The sequence below is a fragment of the Pseudoalteromonas sp. SR43-7 genome, assembly GCF_014163785.1.
Classification (GTDB): domain Bacteria; phylum Pseudomonadota; class Gammaproteobacteria; order Enterobacterales; family Alteromonadaceae; genus Pseudoalteromonas; species Pseudoalteromonas distincta.
Genome location: NZ_JACJDY010000006.1, coordinates 61,308 through 85,520, shown reverse-complemented (window position 1 = coordinate 85,520; position 24,213 = coordinate 61,308). Strand labels below are relative to the sequence as shown.

Below are 24,213 nucleotides of genomic sequence, written 5' to 3'. Positions count from 1 at the left end.
TATTGTTAACTTCACGTATAATCAAGTGATTCAAACTCAGGAATTAAACTTTATGAATGTTGGTATTATTGGCGCAATGGAGCCAGAAGTTAAAATTTTACGTGAAGCTATGCAAAACCCACAAATTTTAACTAAAGCAGGTTTCACTTTTTATACTGGCGAGTTGGCTGGTAACACGGTGACACTTGTTCAATCTGGTATTGGTAAAGTCGCATCAACTATTGCAACTACCTTACTGATCGATAACTTCAAACCTGATTGCATAATTAACACAGGCTCAGCCGGTGGATTCGATCCATCGCTAAGTGTTGGCGATGTAGTAATTTCGTCAGAAGTACGTCACCACGATGTAGACGTAACTGCTTTTGGCTACGAAATTGGCCAAGTACCACAAATGCCGGCAGGCTTTGCAGCACACCCTAAATTAGTTGAAACAGCACAGCAAACAATCGAACAAATCAGTGATGTTAAAACACTCGTTGGCTTAATTTGTACTGGTGACACATTTATGTGTGACCCTATACGCATTGATAAAGCACGTAGTGATTTTCCTACAATGCTTGCTGTTGAAATGGAAGGTGCTTCTATTGCACAAACGTGTTTTACGCTAAACACACCATTTGTTGTAATTCGCTCAATGTCTGATATTGCTGGTAAAGAGTCACCACAATCATTTGAAGAATACCTAGAAACAGCATCAATCAACTCATCTAAAATGGTTGTTGCACTTTTAGAAAAACTAACAGCAGTATCTTTGTAAATGCTTAGCAATATTGTTCAAAATCACTTGGACTTTATTGCCTTTATACTAGCGCTCCTTGCTGAGCGCTTTATTCCCCTTATTAGCTGGTATCATCCTAATACGGCGTTAAATGCTGTTTTTAGTGCTATTGGCAAACGTATATACAAAAGCAAAGAACCTAAAAGCTATCAATATTTGGCAGCTATACTCGCAAGCTCACTTATTTTAAGTGTCATTCTCATTATTGTAGTGTTGCTACTCGAGTTTGCTTTTTATCCTGAATTACTCGCTGGCCTTATTTTATACTTATGCTTAGAAAGTAAGAGCATTGATAAAAAAGCACTTCGCATTGCAAAGCTAACTAAACAAAATCAAAAATCCACAGCGCGCGAATTACTAAAGCCACTGCTTGCCCGTGAAGTTAATAGACTTTCATCAGCTGGTATTATCAAAGCATTAATTGAGAGTTTAATACTGCGCACCGCTCGATACTATTTCGTAGTCATATTCATATTTTTAGCATTTGGTCCTATTGCTGCCCTCGCCTATCGGTTACTTACTTTAATACAACAAGCCTGGCGTAGTGATATCCCCCCAAATAGTTACTTTTTAAAACCGCTTAAAACACTCTTGTTTATTATTGAATATATTCCGATGCGCTTACTCGCTTTAACTATTGCAGCAAGTCGAGCAAGCAAACAAAGCATGCATTATATAAAGCATTATGGCAGGCATTTTTATCAAACAAATACAGGCTGGCTCTTATGCACATGTTCTGCATCACTTGGCGTGCAGCTGGGCGGGCCTGCAGTTTATTTAGGTACTCGCTTTAATAAAATGCGTATTGGTACTGATAGACTACCTACACCCGAGGATGTACCTGTAATAATTAATAGGTTAAATCAGGCCCGTGTATTTTGGTTGTTAGTAATAGCCAGTATTGAAATATTAAAATTGATTTAAAGGGCTCAAAATACGAGCACAAAAAAACCAGCCTAGGCTGGTTTTTTAGTTTTTAAACTGTGCTTAAGCTACAGTGATGTTTGCAAACTTACGTTTACCTACTTGGTAAATAGCCGTTGTGCCTTTTGCTATTTCAAGTTTGGTATCAGTTATTTTATCTTCACCGTTAAGTTTAACTGCACCTTGCTTAATCATACGCATTGCTTCTGATGTACTTACTACTAAATTTGCTTCTTTAAGCAAGTTAGCAATTAAAATAGTATCTTCTGCAATAGTGATTGTTAGCTCTGGGATTTCATCTGGTAACGCTTTTTTCTGAAAACGCTGAATAAAATCATCATGTGCACCTTGTGCATCAGCTTCACTATGAAAACGAGCAATTAGCTCTTTAGCTAGTTCAATTTTAATATCGCGCGGATTCGTACCTTGCTCAACACGTTCTTTTTGAGCTGCAATTTCTTCAATAGAAAGCGCACTTAATAAGTCGTAGTAACGCCACATTAGCACATCACTAATTGACATTATTTTACCAAACATATCGTTAGGCGCATCAGTAATACCAATGTAATTACCAAGCGACTTAGACATTTTTTGAACGCCGTCAGTACCTTCAAGTAATGGCATCATTAATACTGTTTGCGGCTTTTGACCTTCTACTTTTTGTAGCTCACGGCCCATTAACAAATTAAAGCGCTGATCAGTTCCACCTAGTTCAACATCTGACTCTAGTGCAACCGAATCCCAACCTTGTACCAGTGGATATAAAAACTCATGAATTGCAATTGGTTGGCCGCTTCCATAACGCTTTTTAAAGTCATCACGTTCAAGCATACGTGCTACGGTTTGGTTTGCAGCAAGTTTAATCATGCCTGCAGCGCCTAACTTTTCCATCCAAGTAGAGTTAAATGCAACAGTGGTTTTAGCAGGATCTAGAATTTTGAATACTTGTTCTTTATATGTTTCGGCATTGGCTAGTACATCTTCACGAGTAAGTGGTTTACGCGTTACGTTTTTCCCCGTTGGGTCACCAATCATGCCAGTAAAGTCACCAATTAAGAAAATAACCTCATGACCTAAATCCTGAAAGGTTTTCATTTTATTAATTAGTACAGTGTGTCCTAAGTGTAAATCAGGCGCTGTAGGATCAAAGCCTGCTTTTATTTTTAGCTTCTTGCCCGACTTTAGTTTTTCAACTAGTTCGTCTTCAATTAATATTTCTTCTGCACCGCGTTTTATCTCTGCTAGAGCGGTTTGTAAATCCACTGTGTATTACTCCAAAATTCTGCCGACGAAGGGGCGACTAGTTACTTGCGTAGTCACGGTTTAATAAAGGTTTAAACCGAATAAATAGATGTAGCTAACATAACAAATTTCTACCTAATTAAAACAACTTTTTAAGTGATTCATGCAACTAAACTAAATCAATTGAGTCTTAGCTAGGTAGAGCGTTAAAAAAGGCTTTCTAAGCCCGATTTTAGCGTAGTTTAAGGTCAGTTTAAATCTACAAAACACTAGTATTCGTACATTATTAAGTATATCCTGCAATATTATGTATTTATTATCTTGACAGCAGAAAAAGGCACGTTATGGTTCACGTGGTTCACACGCTCCCCAAAAAACACAAATTGCTTATTCTAGGTTTGGTTTCTGCTATTGTTGGCTTAGCCTTTCTTCCTTCTGAAAAAGCCACTGCATCCAAAGACAATAGTGCAAATGCACTAGAAATTGGTAAGCGCTATGAGTTACAAGTTAAAGTTGATAACAACGAAAAATTAACTGAGTTAAATTCAAAGCAAGCAGCAGAAAAGTTACCAGAATACGATTTTGTCGATCATAAAGTTAAAAATGGCGACAATTTAGCAATTATCTTTAAGCGTGCTGGTTTTTCGGCTCAAACGCTTCATAAACTAATTAACACTAATGCAGAGACTCGCAAACTTACTAAAATTCACCCAGGTGAAATACTTAGTTTTGCGACAGCTGAAGATGGCTCCTTAGCTCAACTGCGCTATGTGATTTCAAAAACAGATACTTTATTTGTTACCTTAAACGAAGAAGGTAACTACGATACAGCTATTGATAGCAAAGAAATTGAAACGCTAACCAAAACCGCTGGCGGCGAAATATCTAATAACTTTTGGACTTCAGCAATTGCAGCAGGTTTAAGCGAACGCCAAATAATGAACTTTGCTGACATATTTGGTTGGGATGTTGATTTTGCAAACGACATTCGTAAAGGCGATGTATTTGGCTTAATTTACGAGTCTCACTATGTTGATGGCGAGTTTATTGGTACCGGTAAGATTATTGCAGCTGAATTTGTAAACCAAGGTCAGCGCTTTGCAGCTATTCGCCATACCGACGGAAATTTTTATACGCCCGAAGGGCGTAGCATGAAAAAAGCATTTTTACGTGCACCTGTAAGCTTTAAGTATATTAGTTCGAGCTTTAATCCTCGCCGCTTACACCCTGTTACTGGGCAAGTTAGAGCGCACCGTGGTATCGACTTTGCTGCACGCACTGGCACACCTGTTGTTGCATCTGGTAACGGTAAAGTAATTAAAGCCGGTTACAGCAAGTACAACGGTAACTACGTATTTATTAGCCATGGCACGCAATATGTAACTAAGTACTTACACCTAAATAAGAAGCTAGTTAAAACGGGCCAAAAAGTTAAACAGGGCCAACAAATTGGTACTGTAGGTTCTACAGGTCGTGTTACTGGTGCACATTTACACTATGAATTTTTAGTAAATGGCGTTCACCGTAATCCTAAAACTGTAAAACTCCCTAAGTCAGAGCCATTACCTCGCTCAGAACTTGCCAAGTTTAAACCTATTGCTGATAACTTTATTGCCCAGCTTGAGCGCAATCGCGAGCTACAGTTAGCACTTAAATAAAGTTTATCAATAAACATTAAAAAAGCCTTTGCAGGTTTAACCTGCAAAGGCTTTTTTGTATACGCTATAAACCATTAGTACATCAGTACATCAGTACATAAATGAGCTGAATAACTAAAGACACCATCACTAATGGCCAAATATATTTACTGTATTTGGTTGCGCCGTTGAGCCCTATTTTACTTTGATACTTTTCAAGCAAGGGTATAAGTATCGCCAGCGCAACAAACAAACCAATTAAAATAACGAATATGTTCATATTAAAGCCCTACTTATGGTAATTCGTGGCCTTTAGCGCTTACATAAAGTGCATACCAATGCTCACGAGTTAGCTCTACGTTTACAGCATCACAAGAGGCTTTAATCCGTTTAGCATTAGTTGTTCCAATAATTGGCTGAATAGATGCGGGATGGCGAAGCAACCATGCAAGTACAATTGCCTCAGCAGAGGTTTCATAAAGTGCAGCCAGCTTATTAACTAAAAGACTGGTGTTGATATCTGCCTGAGATGCGTTTGATAAATCACTACCGCTGTACAAGCCTTGGCATAAACTACCCCAGCTTTGAATTTGGATTTCAAAATGGCGACAGTACTCAATACTACCTGGCGTAAAATTAAGATCTTTACCGTCACTGTTACCGGCATATACACCTTCATCAACAAACTGATGTTTTTGTAAACTAGCCTCAATTTGGTTAGCCACAATTGGCATATCAAGCGCATGTTGTAAAAAGTTCATTTGGTGCTGCTGCATATTAGACACTGCAAAATTGCGCACTTTACCGCTTTCTTTTAAGCAACTAAATATACGAGCAATCTCGTTAACTTCCATGAGTGGATCAGGGCGATGCAGCATAAGTACGTCTAAATAATCTGTATTTAATCGTTTTAATGATGCTTCAACTGACTGCTCAATCCACTTTGATGAAAAATCATAACGCTTTGGCCCTAAGTCATCTTCAAAACGAATCCCACACTTAGATTGAATATACATGTGCTCTCTAAGCTCTGGTCGCTCACTTAATGCTTTACCAAAAACCTGTTCTGCTTTACCAAAAGTATAAATATCAGCATGGTCAAAAAAATTAATACCACCTTCAATGGCGTTATCTATACATTCATGAGCTTGCTTAACATGTGCATCAGTGATTGCGTCTTTATTCCAACCGCCGCCCAGACCCATACATCCAAATACAAGTTTACTAACATGAGGCAAGTGCTTTGCTAAAGGTGTGTGAAGCATGATAACTATCCTTAAAATGTTGAAGAGCTGTTACTGTAAACAAAAAGCACTAAACAAGAAACCATTAAGAGGCGAAGAAATTAAGAACAAAAAAAAGCGCAGTAAACTGCGCTTAATGGTTAATCTATTTTAAATTACATTTTTAGCCAACAAGTGCTAATAAGATACCCGCAGCAACTGCACTACCAAGTACACCCGCTACGTTGGGTCCCATTGCATGCATAAGTAAAAAGTTATGTGGGTTACTTTCAAGGCCAACTTTATTAACTACTCGTGCCGCCATTGGCACAGCCGATACACCTGCCGCCCCAATTAATGGATTTATAGGCGTTTTAGATATTCGGTTAAGTCCTTTTGCCATAAATACGCCAGATGCCGTACCAATTGCAAAAGCCAGTGCACCAAGCACTAAAATACCAATCGTCTCAACAGTTAAAAACTTATCTGCAGCAAGCTTTGAACCTACAGCTAAGCCTAAAAATATAGTTGTAACATTGATGATTTCGTTTTGAGCACTGTTACTTAATCTATCAACAACACCCGACTCTCGCATTAAGTTACCTAAACAAAACATACCTACCAGCGGTATAGCAGCCGGTAAAAACATAGCCGTTAAACTAAGCACCATAAGTGGAAAAATAATCTTTTCCTTTTTAGATACTTTGCGAAGCTCTGGCATTTTTATTTTACGCTCTTCTGGGGTTGTTAGTGCACGCATAATTGGCGGCTGAATAATTGGCACAAGTGCCATATATGAATACGCAGCTACTGCTATTGCGCCTAGTAAATCAGGTGCCAGTTTTGATGCTAAAAATATTGCTGTTGGCCCATCGGCACCACCTATAATGGCTATAGCCGATGCGTCCTGTAGAGTAAATTCAAAACCTGGCACATAGTTAAGTAATATAGCGCCAAACAATGTAGCAAAAATACCAAACTGTGCAGCCGCACCTAATAACAACATACGTGGGTTTGCAATAAGTGCGCTAAAGTCGGTCAGCGCCCCTACTCCCATAAATATCAACAGCGGAAAAATCCCCGTATCAATACCCACATAATAAACGTAGTACAAAAGCCCACCTGGGTCTGACAAACCTGCCACTGGTACATTTGTTAAAATTGCACCAAAACCAATAGGTAGTAATAATAGTGGTTCAAAGCCTTTAGCTATCGCTAAAAACAGTAATAAACACCCTACCGCAATCATTATTAACGATGGGATTGTAAAGTTAGCAATGCCTGTCGCATTCCAGAGGTTTAAAATACCTTCCATCCTCTATTTACTCCTAAGCTAATGCAATCATAGCGTCGCCGGTAGTTACAGCATCGCCTTCACTAACTAACACTTCAGCAATTGTTCCGGTATGCGTAGCGCGTATTTCAGTTTCCATTTTCATGGCTTCCATAATAATCACTACATCGCCTTCGTTAACAACTTGCCCAGCTTTTACCTTAATCTTAAAAATATTACCGGCTAGAGGCGCGTTAAGTGTTTCACCTGATGCAACCGAAGCAGATTGAGGAATGTGCTCAGAGTCTTTTAATGTTACTTCTTTAAGTTCACCACCTTGCGCTACTACTACGTCATAAACTTTACCATCTACTTTTACACTGTACTGCTCAGCCTTCACTTTGTTACTATTTGAAACTGATTTAGAAGGTGCTTTACTGCTTTTATCTTCAACAGAAGGTACTGGCTCAAATGCATCTGGGTTGTTGCGGTTTTTAATAAACTTCAAACCAACTTGTGGGAATAATGCATAAGTTAATACGTCATCAATTTGATCATCAGCAAGTGTTAAACCTTGCTCTTGTGCTTCTTTTAATAACTCAGCTTCAAGCGTTGCAAGCTCAGGTGCAATGTTATCAGCAGGGCGACAAGTAATAACTTCCGCTCCATCAAGCACGCGCTCTTGTAGCTCTTTATTCATTGGTGCTGGTGTTAAGCCATATTCACCTTTTAATACGCCAGCAGTTTCTTTAGTAATGGTTTTATAACGCTCACCCGTTAGCACATTAAGTACCGCTTGAGTGCCAACAATTTGCGACGTTGGTGTTACTAAAGGTAAAAAGCCAAGATCTTCACGTACACGTGGGATCTCAAGTAAAACCTCATTAAGCTTATCGGCTGCGCCTTGCTCTTTAAGTTGGTTTTCCATGTTTGTAAGCATGCCACCAGGTACTTGAGCTAATAAAATACGCCCATCAACCCCTTTTAAGCTACCTTCAAATGCCGCATATTTTTTACGTACATCTCTAAAGTAAGCAGCAATTTCTTCTAGGTGGTTTAAATCAAGCTCAGTATCACGCTCAGTCCCTTCAACTATCGATACAATAGTTTCAGTTGCAGAATGTCCATAAGTCATACTCATTGATGAAATAGCGGTATCGAGCATATCAATGCCAGCATCAATTGCTTTTTGGTAAGTAGCAGTACTTAAACCTGTTGTAGCGTGGCACTGCATAGCAATTGGAATAGATACAGTTTCTTTAAGTGCTTTAATTAGTTTTTCAGCATCGTACGGCTTTAATAAACCCGCCATATCTTTAATACAAATTGAATGACAACCCATATCTTCAAGCTGCTTTGCAAGAGTTAGCCACATATCAAGTGTATGAACAGGGCTAACTGTGTACGAAATAGTACCTTGAGCGTGAGCGCCTACTTTTACAGCCGCTTTAATAGCTGTTTCTAGATTGCGAACATCGTTCATTGCATCAAATATACGAAATACATCAACGCCATTTTTATGTGCACGTTCTACAAACTTTTCAACTACGTCATCAGCGTAATGGCGGTAACCTAATAAGTTTTGACCGCGTAATAGCATTTGCTGTTTAGTATTAGGCATCGCTTTTTTAAGTGCACGAATACGTTCCCAAGGATCTTCGCCTAAATAACGAATACACGAGTCAAATGTAGCACCGCCCCACGATTCAATAGACCAATAACCCGCATCGTCTAATTTGCTAGCAATCGGTAGCATATCGTCTAGGCGCATACGCGTTGCTAATAATGATTGGTGAGCATCGCGTAATACCAATTCTGTTAATTTTAATTTAGCCATGTGTGTGCCCCTTATTTATTATTTGATTTGTACTGAGCAATGGCAGCACTAATAGCAGCGATGTGCTCATTAGGCACACCTTGAGATTTAAAAGATGGTGATTTAACTAGTGTCGCCACGTCAGGTTCGCTAAAGCGCGTCACCAAATTAGACATAAGCGTTACTGCACCAATTAATATCGACAGAAATACAAACACCCCAACCATGCCAGTAAGCATTAAGTTACCAGCCGTTGTGAGTAGAGCACCTATATCCATTTTTCTCCCCTTGAAACCCATATCGAAAATAAAAAATCGATTTAATTAAATATTTATTCACTGGATAATAACAAAACTAATCGCTTTGTCTACATCTTGTAAATTGGTAAAACCAATTAAACAATAAACAACATAACACTCAATTAATTTACATGCTATAACTCAGCAATCACGCGCTCTACAATACATACAAGAAATAACGACTATAGCTAATAGTTATATGGAAGTTGTTAATTAACTATCAAGCTAAGTAAAAATAAACACTAATTCTTAATATTAAATGCAAAGCCACACACCACTTGTTAATTGGTCTTACCAAAACAAGTCTATTTAGTGAATATTTAGCAGTTATTTGCAACAGTGTGAATAACTTACATAACAAAGCGTAAAAGTTACTAACCAACTAATAACTAGAATAACAGCAAAAAACCATAAGCAATTGATATTTATACAAAATAAACTTTGGCATATAACTGGCATTAGTTATTATGAGCAAATTTGATAACCAAGGAGAAAACAATGTTACGCTGGACAATTACATTTTTAGTTATTGCTTTAATCGCTGCAGTGTTAGGTTTTGGTGGCATCGCAGGTGCCGCAGCTGGTATAGCAAAAATTATATTTTTTATCTTTTTAGTACTTTTAGTGATTTCATTAGTTTCAGGTGCACTACGTGGTAAATCACCCAGGTAGATAAAGCATTCAACTGACAAACACTAAAATTTAATTAATACTTACAAGGAATTACACTATGAACTCTACAACTTTAAAAGCAGCACTAATCGCAGTATTTGCAGGTTTTTTCATGATGGGTTGTGAAGACAACCATGCAGAAGATGCTGGCGAACGTATCGACGAAGCAGTAACTGACGTGCAAAACTCTGTTGAAGATGCATGTGAAAATGTTAAAGAAGGCGTGAACGCTGAAGAAACTAACTGTTAATTCTTCTTGTACCGCTAAAAAAAACGGCTTTCGAGCCGTTTTTTTGTGCCAGTAATAAAATCACTAACTATAAAGCTGCTCATTTAGCAGTTAGCTTGTTAAAATAAAAAAAACGATATTTAAAGCAAGGCAAAATGGCATTCACAACCACCTACACATTAGATAAACCCTACTTTTACGAGTGTTTTGATGAGTCACTCCCTTATAGTAAGCGTGCAAAACCTAAATACTTTTTACTTGTGTTGTTAGTTGCGCTTGGTTTATTTGGCATTTATGTTTTAGACGATCATTACTTAGGATCGTTCATGATCATGTTAGCGGTACTCGAGTGCGTCGCTTTTTACTATCGCAGACCATGGTGGGTAACCAGACAAATGCTCAGCAGAGCATCAGGCTCTGAGGTAACACTTACCTTTGACGAAGAAGGTATTAAATCTTCTAATCATTACAAAAGCTATCAATTAGAATGGCAAAATATAAGCGAAGTAATAGACACCCAGCAAGGTATTATTATTAAAAATAAAAGTGGTATGCAGTACATATCAAAACAAATACTTAATCCTGAAACACTCGCTTTTATAAACAAAAAAGCCACTCAGTGAGTGGCTTTTAGTCTAGTTGAGTTAATTACTCAACTACGTATACGTGTTGATTAAGCATTGCCCGGATTAGGGTTCGACTTTTCAGCTTGTATGCGCATGTAAATCTCTTCACGATGCACTGATACGTCTTTTGGTGCATTAACACCGATTCGAACTTGATTTCCTTTAACACCTAGAACAGTAACTGTTACTTCGTCACCAATCATTAGGGTTTCACCTACTCTACGAGTTAGTATTAGCATTCTCTTGCTCCCATGTTCCAATAAAAATTATAAGATTCCGCTTAAACATACTAATGAAAATTAGACTGAAAAGTAAGTAAAAACTCGCAATCTATCCATTTTCTGTTAAAAATGCCTTGTGTAATGCACGAACAGCCAACTCTAAGTACTTTTCATCTATTAAAACTGAAATTTTAATCTCTGAAGTCGAGACTAAAACCACATTAATATTTTCCTGCGCTAATGCATCAAAAAATAAACTAGCGACACCAGAATGTGATTTCATACCCATGCCAACAGCAGAAACTTTAGCTACTGCTTGCAATCCGCTTATATTTTGAGCACTGAGCTGAGCTTGATCTTCACTCAATAATTCAAGTGCTTGCAGATAATCATTCGAGTGCACAGTAAAAGCATAGTCTATTTTTTCAAAGTTATGATTAACTTGATTAATCATATCTATTTCGATGCCATTTTCGGCAAAAAGTTTCAATATTTTTGAAAGATATTGCGTGCCCGTTGGCACACCTTGTACCTTAATTAAACATTCGTCACGATTAAACGCAATCCCCGATACAACCTTGCTTGGCATATCGTTCTCCTCAAAACTTATTAATGTACCTTCATCGGGATTAAAGCTCGAAAGCACCCTAAGTGGCACATTATGTTTTCCTGCGGCTTCTACTGAGCGAATATGCAAAACTTTCGCCCCTAAACTTGCCAGCTCTAGCATTTCGGCAAAGGTAACTTGGCTCATTCTGCGCGCGTTAGGTTCAACACGAGGATCTGTAGTATATACGCCGTCAACGTCTGTATAGATCTGGCATTCGTCAGCTTTTATAGCCGCTGCTATTTCTACAGCCGATGTATCGGTGCCGCCGCGCCCAAGCGTTGTAATATTGCCCTCAACATCACGCCCCTGAAACCCAGCAATAATAGCAATACGATTATGCTCAAGCTCATGCTTCAAACGCGTAGCAGCAACCTCTGCAATACGAGCTTTACCAAACATGTTATCGGTTAAAATATTGACTTGATCGGCTAATAGGCTCACAGCAGAGTGGCCACGTTTTATAATGGCCATAGCAAGTAGTGATACAGAAACCTGCTCTCCGGTGCTAATAAGTACATCTAGTTCACGGCTACTCGGGCGAGTATCAATTTGTTTGGCGAGATTAATTAAGCGGTTGGTTTCTCCCGACATAGCCGAGAGCACCACAACCACTTGATGTCCTTGTTGTCTGGTTTTTACAACAAGGTCGGCGACCGCTTCAATTCGCTCTATTGAGCCGACCGAAGTGCCACCGAATTTTTGAACAATAAGCGCCACTTAGGCTTAAGTACGCTCAGTTAACCAAGCTGTAACGCTATCTAGTGCAGCAGCAAGGTTTTGTGGCTCACTACCACCGGCTTGTGCCATATCTGGACGACCGCCACCTTTTCCACCTACTTGGCCTGCCATGTGGTTAACTAACTCACCGGCTTTTACTTTGCCTGTTAAGTCTTTAGTTACACCAGCAATTAGGCTTACTTTGTCGCCACTGGCAACACCGAGGGCAATAACACCTGAGCCAATTTTGTTTTTAAGGTCATCAACCATACCGCGCAGTGCTTTAGATTCAGTACCTTCAACATTTGCTACAAGTAGCTTAACGCCGTTAATTTCAACAATCGAATCAAGTAAAGATGCACCCGCTGCACTTGCTAACTTATCGTTAAGTTGCGCAATTTGCTTTTCAAGACCTTTAGACTTTTCAAGTAACGCGGTTACTTTTTCAAGTACCGATGCGCTATCGCCTTTAACTAAAGCAGCTACATCATGTAATTGTTGCTCTTGCTCGCTAACATAAGCAACTGCATCAGCACCAGTTACCGCTTCAATACGGCGAACGCCTGCTGCAATACCGCTTTCAGATACTATTTTGAATAAACCAATATCGCCTGCGCGCTCAACGTGAGTACCACCACAAAGCTCAATAGAGTAGTCGCCAATAGTAACTACACGCACTTCGTCATCATACTTTTCGCCAAACAACGCCATAGCACCTTTCGCTTTAGCATCATCAATAGCCATAAGCTCAGTATTAAGTGCAAAGTTACGACGAATTTCGTCATTAACTACACGCTCAATTTCACGTAGCTCATCTTTAGTAACCGCTTCAAAGTGCGAAAAGTCAAAACGTAAACGATCAGGCTGAACAAGTGAGCCTTTTTGGCCTACATGGTCGCCTAATAATTGGCGTAGTGCTTCGTGTAAAATGTGTGTAGCTGTGTGGTTTTTCTTAATGCTATCGCGGCGTGCATTATCAATAGTCGCATCCACTTTATCGTTAACACCAATGCGACCTTGCACAGTACCGTGGTGAGCAAAAGCATTACCAAGTTTAGTGGTATTAGTAACATTAAATTCGCCACCAGCAACTGTAATAGTACCCGTGTCGCCCGTTTGGCCGCCTGATTCAGCGTAAAACGGTGTGCGGTCTAATACTACAATACCTTGTTGACCATCTTCTAATAACTGAACAGCTTCGCCACCGGCAAAAATTTCTACCACTGTCGCGCTATGGTGTGTGCTGTCGTAGCCTTTAAACTCAGTAAGCTTTTCTGATTTTAATTGCTCGTTGTAATCAGCACCAAACTTACCCGCTTGTTGCGCTGTTTTACGTTGTACAGCCATGCATTCTTCAAAGCCTTGATGATCAATCGTCATCTGGCGCTCACGCGCAACATCGGCCGTTAAATCAGCTGGAAAACCATACGTGTCGTAAAGTTTAAATACTAAGTCGCCCGGTATAATATCGCCTTTAAGGTCACTTAAGCTTTCTTCTAAAATAGCTAAGCCACGCTCAAGTGTTTTACCAAACTGTTCTTCTTCAATGCGTAATACTTTTTCGATAATTTCTTGTTGCTTAGCAAGCTCTGGGTACGCTTGCCCCATTTGCTCAATTAGCGCAGCAACTAATTTATAGAAAAACGAACCTTGCGCACCTAACTTATTACCGTGGCGCACTGCACGACGAATAATACGACGTAGCACATAACCACGCCCTTCGTTAGATGGCATAACACCGTCAGAGATTAAAAACGCACACGAACGAATATGATCCGCCACTACGCGTAGTGACTTATCGTCCATATCTTGCGCGTTAGTAACACTTGCAGCTGCTGCAATTAAACCTTGGAATAAATCGATTTCGTAGTTTGAATGCACACCCTGCAAAATTGCAGAAATACGCTCAAGGCCCATTCCCGTATCAACAGATTGCTTAGGTAGAGGCAGCATAGTACCGTCGCTTTGACGGTTGTATTGCATAAATACAAGGTTCCAAATTTCGATGAAACGGTCGCCGTCTTCCTCTGCAGTGCCCGGAGGTCCGCCCCAAATATGCTCACCGTGATCATAAAATATTTCAGAACACGGACCACATGGACCGGTATCGCCCATAGACCAAAAGTTATCTGAGGTCGCAATACGAATAATACGATCTTCACTTAAGCCAATATCTTTTGACCAATACTCAAACGCTTCTTCATCATCGTGATAAATAGTAACAAGCAGTTTTTCTTGAGGTAATTTAACAACCTCAGTTAAAAACTCCCACGCAAACTTAATCGCGTCTTGCTTAAAGTAATCGCCAAAGCTGAAGTTACCTAACATTTCAAAAAATGTATGGTGGCGAGCAGTGTAGCCTACGTTTTCTAAATCGTTATGCTTACCGCCAGCACGTACACAGCGCTGCGAACTTGTCGCACGTGTATAAGGGCGGCTTTCTGCGCCTAAAAATACATCTTTAAATTGCACCATGCCGGCATTATTAAATAACAACGTGGCATCGTTACCCGGTATAAGCGAGCTAGAAGGTACTATTTGATGTTGCTTGCTGGCAAAAAAGTCTAAAAACTGTTGCCTAATTTGTGCGGTAGTCATGTGCTGCATTTGAAAGTCTCACCTGTATTTACTGTGCTTGCATTGCAAAATTAATTTCATCGTAGCTAAAACCCCGATACATTAAGTAGCGCACGCGCTTAGCTTTATCTTTGTAATCGAGATCTGGCGGTGTATTCGAATATTTTTTATTGTACGCATCCTGCGCAAGCTCAAACCAATCTATTTCAAGCTCTTCAACTACCATTTCAAGTAGCGAACGATCAATCCCTTTGCCCATAGCTTCGCTTTGTATTCGCTTAAGCCCGTGGCATTTAAATATGTGTTTTCTTACAAAGCCTTCACAGTATCGCTGCTCGTTAATAAAATTGTGCTTTTCGCACCAATCAAGCAGCGTTTCAATAAACTCTTCTGTCGCTTCTTTTTGCTGTAATTTGAGCGTTAACTCACGACGCGAATATTCTTGGCGCCCTAGTAACCAAAGTACATAGTTTTTTAGTTTTTGCTTTAATTTATCATCCATTAAGCGTCAAAACGTCCGCTTGTTTCACTGCTAAGTGGCTTAACATTAATGTCGTCACTTAATGGTACAACAGGCATAAAAATGGCTTGATAAGATACAAAAAAGCTAATGTAGCAAATCGGCATTAAAATCAACAGTGGTAAGAACGATAAGAACATCGAAAGCGCCATAAATAATGCGCAAATAAGGCCAAAAACGCCAAGTGGCAAAATGTTATGATAAAACACCATTAACGATTTTTTAAGCGCCATTAAAATACGTGTTTCTTTACTAAAATAAACAAGCGGTACAGCGTAAGCAAACGCCGTTAAATAAATTAGCATTGCCATAAAAAACAAAATGACATTCGCGCCCGAAATACTCTCAAGCATTTGCTCAAGTGCTACGTTTGGATCAAGTCCTGGTTGGCTCATAACAGCCACTGCATCGGCAAATAAGCCATTAGCAAGTAACGCCATTAAAATGCCCGCACCCATTTGATAAAGTGCTAAACGTAATAACCCTAAACGATTTCCCTTAGCCGTAAATGGCTTGAGAATATCGGCTAGCATAATTTTTCCGCCCTGTTGCTTACTAAGCACCGCTTGGTAAAACCCTGCGGTTAAAAATGGCGTAGCGAGTGCTGCTACTACTTGCAGCAGCGGTAAAAATAAAGACAGCAGCCCTACAATGCCAATAAATAAATGCATAAAAATAAAGGTTGCTGGCTGGGTTTTAAAAATAAGCCATCCGGCTTTTAACCACTTTAGCCCTGCATCGGCTTTAAAAATTCGTAATTGTGTAGACATACTTGCTCTTAATTTAAAACGAAACACGCCAAGTATAACTTGGCGTAAGGGGGGATTAATAGACGAAACGTAATTAAATGATTAAGGTTTTTTAATTTTCTTAATATCTAACATATGCGCGCCATGCTTAATTTTTGTTTCTAGGTACGATTTATTACCCGCAACACCCGCTTTTATGTGCGCATGAGTGCCCACAACCGAATCAACATTAATACCGGCATCTTTTAATGCATTAAGCTTTTTAGGATTATTAGTCATTAATTTAACGTGACTTAAATTAAGCGCATTGAGCATTAATACCGCATCCGAAAAGTCACGTAAATCATCAGCAAAGCCTAAATGATTATTAGCTTCGTAGGTGTTCATACCTTGCGATTGCAATACGTAAGCGTCTATTTTGTTGTATAAACCAATGCCACGGCCTTCTTGGCGTAAATACAATAAAATACCGCCTTGCTCGTGCATCATTTCAATACATTCATTTAGCTGCTCACCACAATCACAACGTGATGAGTAAAATACATCACCCGTTAAGCATTCTGAATGCATACGAATTAGCGGTACATCTTGCTCTGTATCGGCGTTGTTAAACACCATAGCAATATGTTCTTTACCATCTTTTAAATCAGTAAATGAGATTATTTCTGCAGGGATATCACTATTTCTGCCAACTTTAAGCTGGACTCTTGCTCTTACTTGCGCCACGACAAATCCAAATATTTAAATAACTACGACACGACAATAAAGTGATAGTATCACAAAATAGGATAAATACACCGTAGTACAAGACTGTTTATGGCAAATATATGGCGACGACAGGCGTTATTTTCAATGATTGTTAAGCAATAAATTAATACAAATAACCGCCAATATTATTTACGTTGATTTACCTTAATCAGTGACACCTACAGGCACGTTTGGTATTTTGTATTTTAAACAACGATAGGGATTATTATGAAACGTCAGCAACTCGCTTTATTTATAGGTTTAAGTTTGTCTGCTTTAAGCGCAACAACTTTAAGCACTACAGCATTCGCCAGCCAAGCAAGCGATCCTCAAATAGTATTTAGCCAAGCATACCAAAGCTATTTAGCAGCAGTTAAAGCAGACGAAAACGTACAACAAGCTGCCAAACTTGCTTACACATCAGGTAAAGCCGTTTACGGTAAAAGCGACGACAATACTGCTAACTTAGCTATTAACTACGCTAAAGCTATTAAAGGCTACGGCGATGAGCTATACGAACAACGTTTTGCACTTTATGATGAAGCACATACTATTTTAGCGGCTAATCACGGCAAACAATCAATAGAAACAGTTGATGCACTGCTCGGAAAAGCTAACTACACAACATCAGCTTACAAAGCAGCTAACTTTTTAGAACAAGTAATAGGTATAGCTAAAACACAAAATAACCCTAAGTTTGTAGCCGACATGAAACTTGAAGCTGCAACGCTACTGGCTAAAAAGTTTAGTTCTAAAAAATATCGTGAGGCTAAAAACTACCTAGAAGAAGCCGACGAATACTACCAAGAAAACTTACCTGAAAACTCACTAGAGCGCATAAAAGCCGATTTTTTAATGGCCTCATTCGCAGAGGGTCGTAAAAGATACAATCAAGCGATTGAAAGGCTAAATCGTATAGTTACTGTATTCGATAGTAACTTAAACTTTGATCACAGTGCAGAGCTAACAGCTCATTCAAAGCTTGTAGGTCTGTACGAAAAACAAGGTAAAAGCGAAGAAGCAACTAAACATTGCCTAGCTATCGCTCAAATGGTGCCATGGAAAGAATCGCAAGAGCAAACGCCGCTTTACCGTGTTAATCCTAAATACCCAGTTAACAAAGCCAGGTTTAGTACCGATGGTAGAGTTGTTATGGAGTTTGAGGTAGACGCAGCTGGCTTTGTAAAAAACCCAAAAGTACTTAGCTCTGAAGGCGGCAGCGCATTTGAAAAATCAGCCAAAGCAGCGCTTGAGCAATGGCGTTACGCGCCAAAGTTTGAAAATGGCAAACCTGTTAGCGCTATTTCTCAGGTACAACTCGACTTTAAAATTAACCGCCACTAAAAGCGGCTCATTAAAAAAGGCGCTTTAAGCGCCTTTTTTTAATACCAACTAGTACAAATTCTACGTAGTTAAAATTCGTAACTTACGCTAATACCTCCATCGGCTCTTTTTTCGTTGCTGTCGCTTGCTTTACCATAGCCCACATCTAGCTCTAATCTAAAACCAGCGCTGTTCAATCCATTAAAGTTATAGCTGTACGTAAGCCCTATTCCGTTTGTTGTTTCTTCATCAAAAATACCGCCAATTACACAACCTAGCGTATTAGCAAAGTCAGTTGCTACATCATTAGTTGAACCTTCACACTCTTGGTCTGTATCTCTTGCACCAATAGCGCCCACAAGCGCGCCAAAAGCATGCTTTTTATTATCGCTTACTGCTTGTTCAAAACCTGCAGAAAATCCATCATCAAGGCCTAGTTTATAATTTGCATACCAGCGTTGTGTGTCGTCGTTAGCCGACAAAGACACTTCAGGAATAACTAAATAAGGATAGCCACCCCCAATCGAAAAACTAACATCGTTAGCAAAAGTAGAACAAGAAGCGATAGATAAAGTGAGTAGTAATATTTTTATTTTCATAAAGTTCCCTTTGAGTAAGCATAAAATGTACTTACTTTAGGAACGCCATGCAATACGACTAAAAGCTCGTTAAATTTAGCTTTAGTAATAAAATAGGGATTAAATTTTAGCGAGTATTTTATCGCTAGCCGCTTCTATTAAACCGAGCACATTTTCAAAGCCATCATCGCCGCCATAATAAGGATCGGGAATAGCGCTTTGGGCTTGCTCGCCATATTCTAAAAATAGCGCCAGCTTATAGCGTAAATGCTCAGGGCATTGCGCTGTTAAATCAGCTAAATTTTGCGTATCGGCCGCTAAAATTAAATCAAACTCAGTAAAGTCGCTTGTACGTACTTTACGTGAATAAATACCTTTAAAGCTGTAACCGCGCTTCTCCCCTGCTGCCATTGAGCGACTATCAGGCGTTTTACCTTCGTGATAGCCAATAGTGCCCGCCGAATCAACGTTAACGTTAACACCTAGCTTTTTAGCGCGGGCTTTTAATACCGCCTCTGCGGTTGGCGAGCGGCAAATATTACCTAAACACACTATGAGTACTTTTTTCATTAAGGCTCCTTTAACTAATTTAAAAACCTAAGCTTTAAAACTGTTTTAAAATGCTTTCATCGTAATCTTCAACATTAAGCGTTACGTTATGTTGTGCTGCAACAGATTCAAGCTCAGCTTGTTTAATGGCTAAATCGTCCATAATGATTAGATTATCGTCTAGCTGCCACAATAACCGAGAGCCCGCGTAGCTATAATGAATCGCTAATAACGCATCAGCATTACCTTCACGGCCAGCGGCTTTTAACTTAGCTATTTTACGGGTTATTTTATTAAGTGCTTTTTTAAGCTCCCACACATAAACAACTTCAGTCATAAAGCTATGTGTACGGTATTTATTAAGTAACCACGCAAGCCCAACGCTTGTAATAGCAACGCCTATTAAGTTCCAATGAAAGTGGCTGCCACTTTCATCAGGAAATAAAGCAATCAGCGTTTGCGATATAGCCAAGCTGCCTACAGCCAAACCAATACCGCATCCTGCAATAACACGGTTTAAATGTTTACGGTAACGCGCTTTATTTATTTCAATGAGTTGCATAACAGCCTAAAAAGTTAATAAGTAAAAGAATGCGAATGGCTATTGTAACTAAACCCCACATTTTTTATAAAATTATTTCACCCCTTTTTGATTTGCCACCCGTTATAGCTTTGAAAACACCCTAATAGTAGTGGTCAATAAAATTTGGAGCGGCTTATGCACACACTCGAAGTACCTAACAACCCAGTATTTATTAAAACATCGACTGCCGTTATCGGCGGCGCCGCAATGACCTTTGCAGCTTTTGCGTTTATGCAATATTTAATAAGTGGCGAGCAACGCGCACCGGTTAAACCAGGGGGCGATATTATAGTAGAGATTTTTCAGGCGCCTGAGGATTCAAAAGTCAGGCATATACAAAAAATACAGCCGCCACCGCCAATGCCTAAAGTGCCGCAAAAAGCTCCACCGCTTGATACATCATCCGATCCTGTGCTGGCAATTAGCGACTTTACGCCAGTTACGATTGACGATTTTGGTGGCGACATTAACAATACTATTAATCGCCCTACTGGGGATGCAACACCCATAGTGCGCATAAACCCTAAATACCCAACTACAGCAGCGCGCGATGGTATTGAAGGTTGGGTGCAACTAAGCTTTAGTATTTCGCCCACCGGTGAAGTAATCGACCCAGTAGTTATTAACGCCGAGCCAAAACGTACCTTTGACCGCGAAGCAATAAGAGCCATTAAACGCTGGAAATATCGCCCCAAAGTAATTGAAGGTGTGGCACAATTACAAACAGGTCAAACTGTACAGCTCGATTTTAAATTAGATAACTCTATTTAACGGACTAAACGCCTATGCTACTAAGTATTAAGTCATGGTTATTTGAAACGCCAAGCAAGGACTGCATGGCAAGTTACGCAAAAAGTGGCGATAATCGTTACTTAGAGCAGCTTATTGCCCTCTACAGTAACGACTTATACCACTACCTTGTTACGCAATCTAATACGCATTTAGCATACGACGTAAGCCAACAAACATGGCTAAAAGTAATCGAAAAACGCCACCTTTACCAAGCCCAAACCACACCCAAAGCGTGGTTATTTAAACTTGCCCGCAACACACTTATTGACGAATACCGCAGGCAACAACACTTTGTAGAGCTTGACGAAAACACGCATTTAGCAGCACAAAATGATAAAAGCGAAAGCGACTTAAATAGCAGTGACTTAACTAGCAAAGACTCGCATATAGGCAGCTCAAACATAAGCTATAACGCGTTCGACGCCGCCCTAAAACAACTCAGCTTTGTACAACGCGAAGCCATAACATTACAACAAGAAGGCTTTTCGCTCACCGACATAGAACTTATAACGCAAAGCAGCCTTGAGACCATTAAAACAAGGCTGCGCTATGCCAAGCAAAATCTTAAACGTTTATTAGGAGCAAACAATGAACAAGCCTGATGAGCCGTTTGATCAAAAGCTCACACAACACTTTAAAGAGCGAAAAGCGCGCACTACACTTACAAGTGATCAGCAAAAAACGCTACTTAAAAAGGCCACGCACACAAAGCCTAAAAAGTTCAGCTTTACGCTGCAGCTAACCAGCCTTGCCTGTGCACTGGGTGTATTTGCTTTTATTGTGTTTGATAATAACGATAGCATTAACCACGCGCCTAAAACCGTGCTTAACAGCGTATTTAACACCATAGACATTCACGACTATTCAATTATAAAAACACATGAAATAAACCAAGCTGGTAGCTACGCAAGCTCCATAAACGAGCAAAAACACGCGCTTGATAGTCAATTAGCTAACGATTTACGTCGCCACCAACAACGCCACATAGAATACGGCACTCTAGTGAAGGTAGATAACGACTGGTACATAGCCAGCTGTAATGATGAAGTACTCGTGCAAATTAAGCATTCGCTGTTGAGTGATTTAAAAGGTAAACACGCGGTTGAAAGTAATATAAATACCGGTGATATGTTGGCTATGGCACATAATGGTAAGGGGCAGATTATTGCACTTAAACATGCGGGGGCTGGGGTTAGGCAGTGTGGGGCTTAGGTGGACCCTTTTATTGTTCATAGAAGTTATAAATATTTATTTATTCATGGTGCCCTAAAAAATTGCTGCTAAACACCTTATCTTTCAGAACTAAGAATAATGCCTATTAATTTTTCCTAAAACCACTATATCTTCAAATCTTGAAAAAGTTTGACTAACGGAATCTAAAAGATATATTAATTCCGTCTCAACAATATAAAAATCCTTTTTATGCATATTAATCATGCTAATACCTAAGTCATTGAGAAGATTTATTAAAGTAGTTTGGTGGATACGATAATCAAAATTGCCACCTTGCCTTTTATAAGCTTTTGCCGAATCAATTAAATGGTTTCTTATACTTTGTATTTTGCTTTTATAACTATCACAAACAACCAATACCCCACCTACAGATTTTGGAAACATATAGAAATATAATTTATTTTTATTGATACTTGAGATAGATACATGCTTTAGATTCACCACCTCCTTTTCAATATATCCATTGAAAAATGACAAGTGGCTCAAATGATTACTCATATCACTATTACTCTTAGCATTTTCATATGCTTTGAAGTTAATAAATAAAGAAGCCGCTGTAATTAAAATAGCCGAACTGGTTATAAGCCAGTTGAAAAAAGATAAAGTTTGTTCAAAATGCTTAGCAATTAGACTTATACACCGTTGAGATAAGCAAAACTCAAACTCTAAATTTTTATTCGCCCAAAACTCACCTATAACTAGAAAAGTAAAAACAAATAGAATTGCCGAATAAAAATACAAGGCTTTTTTTATTGAAAATTTCACTATGGCTTAACCTTTTTTAGTTCACTTCTTAATATAAAATAGGCTTGCGGGAACTCTACTTTCAAAAAGCCAATTTTATACTGCGCAAAAAAATATCTTTTCCTATACGCAAAAGACTCTTTCTTTTTGCCTCTTTTATAGTCAGATTTTAAACTCTGCACTCTTTTTTTAGCGTACTTCAAATCTTTTGATGAAGCTAAAGGGCGTACTTTATTTAATTTATTGATTAAGTTATTAAAGCTTTTATTTTTTCCAAATGATTTTAACTTATAAACTCGACCTAAGCATTTTTCATAGTCTTTTCTAAACCAATTTTCTCTTCGCATTTTTTCATCCGTAACACATGAAATAGAATGCACTGCAGCTCGAATTCTTTTTAACTCACCTTTAGGCAAACAAGGTAATTTATTATTTATATTTAGACCATGAACAAGAAGTAACTGAGTAGATATTGAGCTAGACTGTATTTTCACTTGATTTAAGTGAAGATCTTTCTCTTTGAGCATATCTTCAACTAACTTTATTGCCAAAGAAAAATCAAAGTCATGAACATTGCTTGAAAGTGTAATATCGTCAACTAGCCGCGTATATTTAATTCCTTTATATTTCAATCTAGTTACTAATTGAGGTTCTAAATCCCAAAAAAGAAGCATTGCAAGATAACTTGATGTTAAGGCTCCTTGAACTAAGTTTGATTTATAAGAGACAATGTCGGTAAGAACCTTTGAGACATCCTCTGAAAAGCGGAAAAAATCATTAAATAAATTATTGACGTGATGTTCAGTTATATTATTAAAATAATCGGCTATATCTAATTTACAAATACTCTTTCTCTGGCAGTGAATCGCCGCCGCATTTATATAATCCTTAACATCTCCTTCTTTCCCTTTAGGTATCGAACCATATAGGTAGTTAGCCCATTTTAAATGACAAAATAAGGTAGTGTTGATTTTTCGTTGTAATGTTCTTATGGGATCTCTAGGGCTTTTTATTAGCCTTTTTGTGCCGTCTTTTTTATATGCAGGGGAAGAAGGATCTTTATAACGAGAGTCTGCAGGAATTAGCAAAGCTTTATTGATGTCGCTAGTTTGGACACCTAAATGAAGTGACAAATTATTAATTGTCTTTATCGGGGCTTTTGGGTATTTACAATAATCCATTTGAAAATAAACTGGTCCAACGAAATTCGTTTAATGAAGAAACTATACTCTTTTACACCATATTTAGCAGAAAACAACTGCATACGTTTCTTCGAACCAGTTCGTTTCAGCACCGAAGGTGCTGCTGCCGGCCCTTAAGGGGGCGAGTAGTAAGCGAAGCGCCACTACCGTACACTTGGGCTGGCGGCCTTGGGGGTGTTCCCGTAAAGTACATTAAGTACCGTCCTCTTTTGAAGGACATCTTTTTCTACTTTATTATATGGCTGCAAAGAACGAGCGGTACGCACGTGCTAAAATAATCATATTTGTAATACCATCTTCTAGCAAGCTTTTTCTCTAATTCATATTGGATTCAGGGGCCCCGTAG

General features: G+C 39.0%; 27 protein-coding genes. 10 read left to right on the top strand and 17 right to left on the bottom strand.

The window, feature by feature from the left end:
* Window positions 1-52: 52 nt before the first annotated feature.
* Both mtnN and H5087_RS06625 read left to right on the top strand, forming a co-directional pair.
* Window positions 53-760, top strand: coding sequence for a 5'-methylthioadenosine/S-adenosylhomocysteine nucleosidase (mtnN, locus tag H5087_RS06630; protein ID WP_182671518.1), 708 nt, complete (start codon window positions 53-55; stop codon window positions 758-760).
* Window positions 761-1,705 carry a regulatory signaling modulator protein AmpE gene (locus H5087_RS06625; RefSeq protein WP_182671517.1) on the top strand — a complete coding sequence of 315 codons (945 nt, stop codon included), beginning with the start codon at window positions 761-763 and terminating at the stop codon, window positions 1,703-1,705.
* Between the two features lie 63 nt (window positions 1,706-1,768).
* Here H5087_RS06625 and tyrS read toward each other — a convergent pair whose 3' ends face one another.
* The gene (gene tyrS / locus H5087_RS06620) at window positions 1,769-2,968 is read right to left on the bottom strand and encodes a tyrosine--tRNA ligase (RefSeq protein WP_007585427.1); all 1,200 of its coding nucleotides are present in this window, start codon (window positions 2,966-2,968) and stop codon (window positions 1,769-1,771) included.
* Window positions 2,969-3,291: 323 nt separating this feature from the next.
* Between tyrS and H5087_RS06615 the strand changes: the two genes are divergently transcribed.
* Window positions 3,292-4,605, top strand: a complete 1,314-nt coding sequence (locus tag H5087_RS06615) for a peptidoglycan DD-metalloendopeptidase family protein (protein ID WP_182671516.1) — start codon at window positions 3,292-3,294, stop codon at window positions 4,603-4,605.
* A gap of 82 nt (window positions 4,606-4,687) precedes the next feature.
* Here the strand turns inward: H5087_RS06615 and H5087_RS06610 are convergent, their stop codons facing one another.
* The 5 genes from H5087_RS06610 to H5087_RS06590 all read right to left on the bottom strand — a co-directional run bounded on the left by H5087_RS06610 (window position 4,688) and on the right by H5087_RS06590 (window position 9,174).
* Window positions 4,688-4,864: a hypothetical protein gene (locus tag H5087_RS06610; RefSeq protein ID WP_007583822.1), complete on the bottom strand. Its 177-nt coding sequence runs from the start codon at window positions 4,862-4,864 to the stop codon at window positions 4,688-4,690.
* 13 nt (window positions 4,865-4,877) lie between these two features.
* A complete protein-coding gene (locus H5087_RS06605) occupies window positions 4,878-5,849 on the bottom strand; it encodes an aldo/keto reductase family oxidoreductase (protein WP_024604017.1) in 972 nt (323 codons plus the stop codon).
* Window positions 5,850-5,991: 142 nt separating this feature from the next.
* A complete protein-coding gene (locus H5087_RS06600; RefSeq protein ID WP_002961942.1) occupies window positions 5,992-7,122 on the bottom strand; it encodes a sodium ion-translocating decarboxylase subunit beta in 1,131 nt (376 codons plus the stop codon).
* Window positions 7,123-7,135: 13 nt separating this feature from the next.
* A complete protein-coding gene (oadA, locus tag H5087_RS06595; RefSeq protein ID WP_002961941.1) occupies window positions 7,136-8,917 on the bottom strand; it encodes a sodium-extruding oxaloacetate decarboxylase subunit alpha in 1,782 nt (593 codons plus the stop codon).
* Window positions 8,918-8,928: 11 nt separating this feature from the next.
* On the bottom strand, window positions 8,929-9,174 hold the full coding sequence (locus H5087_RS06590; protein WP_182671515.1) for an OadG family protein: 246 nt from the start codon (window positions 9,172-9,174) through the stop codon (window positions 8,929-8,931).
* A 519-nt stretch (window positions 9,175-9,693) separates the two neighbouring features.
* On the opposite strand from H5087_RS06590, the gene H5087_RS06585 reads away from it, so the two are divergent.
* From H5087_RS06585 to H5087_RS06575, 3 genes are all read left to right on the top strand, one after another.
* On the top strand, window positions 9,694-9,867 hold the full coding sequence (locus H5087_RS06585; RefSeq protein WP_002961939.1) for a DUF1328 domain-containing protein: 174 nt from the start codon (window positions 9,694-9,696) through the stop codon (window positions 9,865-9,867).
* A 58-nt stretch (window positions 9,868-9,925) separates the two neighbouring features.
* Window positions 9,926-10,117, top strand: coding sequence for a hypothetical protein (locus tag H5087_RS06580; protein ID WP_002961938.1), 192 nt, complete (start codon window positions 9,926-9,928; stop codon window positions 10,115-10,117).
* Between the two features lie 134 nt (window positions 10,118-10,251).
* Window positions 10,252-10,719 carry a YcxB family protein gene (locus H5087_RS06575; protein WP_024597681.1) on the top strand — a complete coding sequence of 156 codons (468 nt, stop codon included), beginning with the start codon at window positions 10,252-10,254 and terminating at the stop codon, window positions 10,717-10,719.
* Window positions 10,720-10,769: 50 nt separating this feature from the next.
* Here H5087_RS06575 and csrA read toward each other — a convergent pair whose 3' ends face one another.
* The 6 genes from csrA to ribA form a co-directional block, all read right to left on the bottom strand.
* Entirely contained in the window at window positions 10,770-10,961 is a 192-nt protein-coding gene (gene csrA / locus H5087_RS06570) for a carbon storage regulator CsrA (protein ID WP_004587515.1), read from the bottom strand.
* A gap of 91 nt (window positions 10,962-11,052) precedes the next feature.
* Complete coding sequence (locus tag H5087_RS06565) at window positions 11,053-12,270, bottom strand: aspartate kinase (protein WP_024597680.1); 1,218 nt, start codon at window positions 12,268-12,270, stop codon at window positions 11,053-11,055.
* 6 nt (window positions 12,271-12,276) lie between these two features.
* The gene (gene alaS / locus H5087_RS06560; RefSeq protein ID WP_182671514.1) at window positions 12,277-14,877 is read right to left on the bottom strand and encodes an alanine--tRNA ligase; all 2,601 of its coding nucleotides are present in this window, start codon (window positions 14,875-14,877) and stop codon (window positions 12,277-12,279) included.
* A 19-nt stretch (window positions 14,878-14,896) separates the two neighbouring features.
* Window positions 14,897-15,349, bottom strand: a complete 453-nt coding sequence (locus tag H5087_RS06555; RefSeq protein WP_002961933.1) for a regulatory protein RecX — start codon at window positions 15,347-15,349, stop codon at window positions 14,897-14,899.
* Window positions 15,349-16,137, bottom strand: a complete 789-nt coding sequence (locus H5087_RS06550) for a BPSS1780 family membrane protein (RefSeq protein WP_182671513.1) — start codon at window positions 16,135-16,137, stop codon at window positions 15,349-15,351. Before H5087_RS06550 ends, H5087_RS06555 begins: the two co-directional genes overlap by 1 nt.
* 81 nt (window positions 16,138-16,218) lie before the next feature.
* On the bottom strand, window positions 16,219-16,842 hold the full coding sequence (ribA, locus tag H5087_RS06545; protein WP_002961931.1) for a GTP cyclohydrolase II: 624 nt from the start codon (window positions 16,840-16,842) through the stop codon (window positions 16,219-16,221).
* Window positions 16,843-17,091: 249 nt separating this feature from the next.
* Between ribA and H5087_RS06540 the strand changes: the two genes are divergently transcribed.
* The gene (locus tag H5087_RS06540) at window positions 17,092-18,207 is read left to right on the top strand and encodes an energy transducer TonB (protein ID WP_182671512.1); all 1,116 of its coding nucleotides are present in this window, start codon (window positions 17,092-17,094) and stop codon (window positions 18,205-18,207) included.
* 68 nt (window positions 18,208-18,275) lie between these two features.
* Here the strand turns inward: H5087_RS06540 and H5087_RS06535 are convergent, their stop codons facing one another.
* The 3 genes from H5087_RS06535 to H5087_RS06525 form a co-directional block, all read right to left on the bottom strand.
* A complete protein-coding gene (locus tag H5087_RS06535; RefSeq protein ID WP_024607634.1) occupies window positions 18,276-18,785 on the bottom strand; it encodes a hypothetical protein in 510 nt (169 codons plus the stop codon).
* Between the two features lie 99 nt (window positions 18,786-18,884).
* Complete coding sequence (locus H5087_RS06530; protein ID WP_182671511.1) at window positions 18,885-19,334, bottom strand: low molecular weight protein-tyrosine-phosphatase; 450 nt, start codon at window positions 19,332-19,334, stop codon at window positions 18,885-18,887.
* Window positions 19,335-19,368: 34 nt separating this feature from the next.
* Window positions 19,369-19,875: a DUF3087 domain-containing protein gene (locus tag H5087_RS06525; protein ID WP_182671510.1), complete on the bottom strand. Its 507-nt coding sequence runs from the start codon at window positions 19,873-19,875 to the stop codon at window positions 19,369-19,371.
* A 156-nt stretch (window positions 19,876-20,031) separates the two neighbouring features.
* Between H5087_RS06525 and H5087_RS06520 the strand changes: the two genes are divergently transcribed.
* The 3 genes from H5087_RS06520 to H5087_RS06510 are packed head-to-tail and all read left to right on the top strand — an operon-like array spanning window position 20,032 to window position 21,900.
* On the top strand, window positions 20,032-20,667 hold the full coding sequence (locus H5087_RS06520) for an energy transducer TonB (RefSeq protein WP_182671509.1): 636 nt from the start codon (window positions 20,032-20,034) through the stop codon (window positions 20,665-20,667).
* 14 nt (window positions 20,668-20,681) lie between these two features.
* On the top strand, window positions 20,682-21,290 hold the full coding sequence (locus H5087_RS06515) for a sigma-70 family RNA polymerase sigma factor (protein ID WP_259397746.1): 609 nt from the start codon (window positions 20,682-20,684) through the stop codon (window positions 21,288-21,290).
* Window positions 21,277-21,900, top strand: coding sequence for a hypothetical protein (locus H5087_RS06510; protein WP_182671508.1), 624 nt, complete (start codon window positions 21,277-21,279; stop codon window positions 21,898-21,900). Before H5087_RS06515 ends, H5087_RS06510 begins: the two co-directional genes overlap by 14 nt.
* A 90-nt stretch (window positions 21,901-21,990) precedes the next feature.
* Here H5087_RS06510 and H5087_RS06505 read toward each other — a convergent pair whose 3' ends face one another.
* Together H5087_RS06505 and H5087_RS06500 are read right to left on the bottom strand one after the other, a co-directional pair.
* Complete coding sequence (locus H5087_RS06505; protein ID WP_182671507.1) at window positions 21,991-22,686, bottom strand: retron Ec48 family effector membrane protein; 696 nt, start codon at window positions 22,684-22,686, stop codon at window positions 21,991-21,993.
* Complete coding sequence (locus H5087_RS06500; protein ID WP_182671506.1) at window positions 22,686-23,846, bottom strand: reverse transcriptase family protein; 1,161 nt, start codon at window positions 23,844-23,846, stop codon at window positions 22,686-22,688. Before H5087_RS06500 ends, H5087_RS06505 begins: the two co-directional genes overlap by 1 nt.
* Window positions 23,847-24,213 lie beyond the last annotated feature (367 nt).

What these genes read in the sequence shown, in the direction of transcription:
- mtnN (WP_182671518.1), top strand. Translation starts at nt 53, where the DNA reads ATGAATGTTGGTATTATTGGCGCAATGGAGCCAGAAGTTAAAATTTTA.
- H5087_RS06625 (WP_182671517.1), top strand. Translation starts at nt 761, where the DNA reads ATGCTTAGCAATATTGTTCAAAATCACTTGGACTTTATTGCCTTTATA.
- H5087_RS06615 (WP_182671516.1), top strand. Translation starts at nt 3,292, where the DNA reads ATGGTTCACGTGGTTCACACGCTCCCCAAAAAACACAAATTGCTTATT.
- H5087_RS06610 (WP_007583822.1), bottom strand. Translation starts at nt 4,864, where the DNA reads ATGAACATATTCGTTATTTTAATTGGTTTGTTTGTTGCGCTGGCGATA.
- H5087_RS06605 (WP_024604017.1), bottom strand. Translation starts at nt 5,849, where the DNA reads ATGCTTCACACACCTTTAGCAAAGCACTTGCCTCATGTTAGTAAACTT.
- H5087_RS06600 (WP_002961942.1), bottom strand. Translation starts at nt 7,122, where the DNA reads ATGGAAGGTATTTTAAACCTCTGGAATGCGACAGGCATTGCTAACTTT.
- oadA (WP_002961941.1), bottom strand. Translation starts at nt 8,917, where the DNA reads ATGGCTAAATTAAAATTAACAGAATTGGTATTACGCGATGCTCACCAA.
- H5087_RS06590 (WP_182671515.1), bottom strand. Translation starts at nt 9,174, where the DNA reads ATGGATATAGGTGCTCTACTCACAACGGCTGGTAACTTAATGCTTACT.
- H5087_RS06585 (WP_002961939.1), top strand. Translation starts at nt 9,694, where the DNA reads ATGTTACGCTGGACAATTACATTTTTAGTTATTGCTTTAATCGCTGCA.
- H5087_RS06580 (WP_002961938.1), top strand. Translation starts at nt 9,926, where the DNA reads ATGAACTCTACAACTTTAAAAGCAGCACTAATCGCAGTATTTGCAGGT.
- H5087_RS06575 (WP_024597681.1), top strand. Translation starts at nt 10,252, where the DNA reads ATGGCATTCACAACCACCTACACATTAGATAAACCCTACTTTTACGAG.
- csrA (WP_004587515.1), bottom strand. Translation starts at nt 10,961, where the DNA reads ATGCTAATACTAACTCGTAGAGTAGGTGAAACCCTAATGATTGGTGAC.
- alaS (WP_182671514.1), bottom strand. Translation starts at nt 14,877, where the DNA reads ATGCAGCACATGACTACCGCACAAATTAGGCAACAGTTTTTAGACTTT.
- H5087_RS06555 (WP_002961933.1), bottom strand. Translation starts at nt 15,349, where the DNA reads ATGGATGATAAATTAAAGCAAAAACTAAAAAACTATGTACTTTGGTTA.
- H5087_RS06550 (WP_182671513.1), bottom strand. Translation starts at nt 16,137, where the DNA reads ATGTCTACACAATTACGAATTTTTAAAGCCGATGCAGGGCTAAAGTGG.
- H5087_RS06540 (WP_182671512.1), top strand. Translation starts at nt 17,092, where the DNA reads ATGAAACGTCAGCAACTCGCTTTATTTATAGGTTTAAGTTTGTCTGCT.
- H5087_RS06535 (WP_024607634.1), bottom strand. Translation starts at nt 18,785, where the DNA reads ATGAAAATAAAAATATTACTACTCACTTTATCTATCGCTTCTTGTTCT.
- H5087_RS06530 (WP_182671511.1), bottom strand. Translation starts at nt 19,334, where the DNA reads ATGAAAAAAGTACTCATAGTGTGTTTAGGTAATATTTGCCGCTCGCCA.
- H5087_RS06525 (WP_182671510.1), bottom strand. Translation starts at nt 19,875, where the DNA reads ATGCAACTCATTGAAATAAATAAAGCGCGTTACCGTAAACATTTAAAC.
- H5087_RS06520 (WP_182671509.1), top strand. Translation starts at nt 20,032, where the DNA reads ATGCACACACTCGAAGTACCTAACAACCCAGTATTTATTAAAACATCG.
- H5087_RS06515 (WP_259397746.1), top strand. Translation starts at nt 20,682, where the DNA reads ATGCTACTAAGTATTAAGTCATGGTTATTTGAAACGCCAAGCAAGGAC.
- H5087_RS06510 (WP_182671508.1), top strand. Translation starts at nt 21,277, where the DNA reads ATGAACAAGCCTGATGAGCCGTTTGATCAAAAGCTCACACAACACTTT.
- H5087_RS06500 (WP_182671506.1), bottom strand. Translation starts at nt 23,846, where the DNA reads ATGGATTATTGTAAATACCCAAAAGCCCCGATAAAGACAATTAATAAT.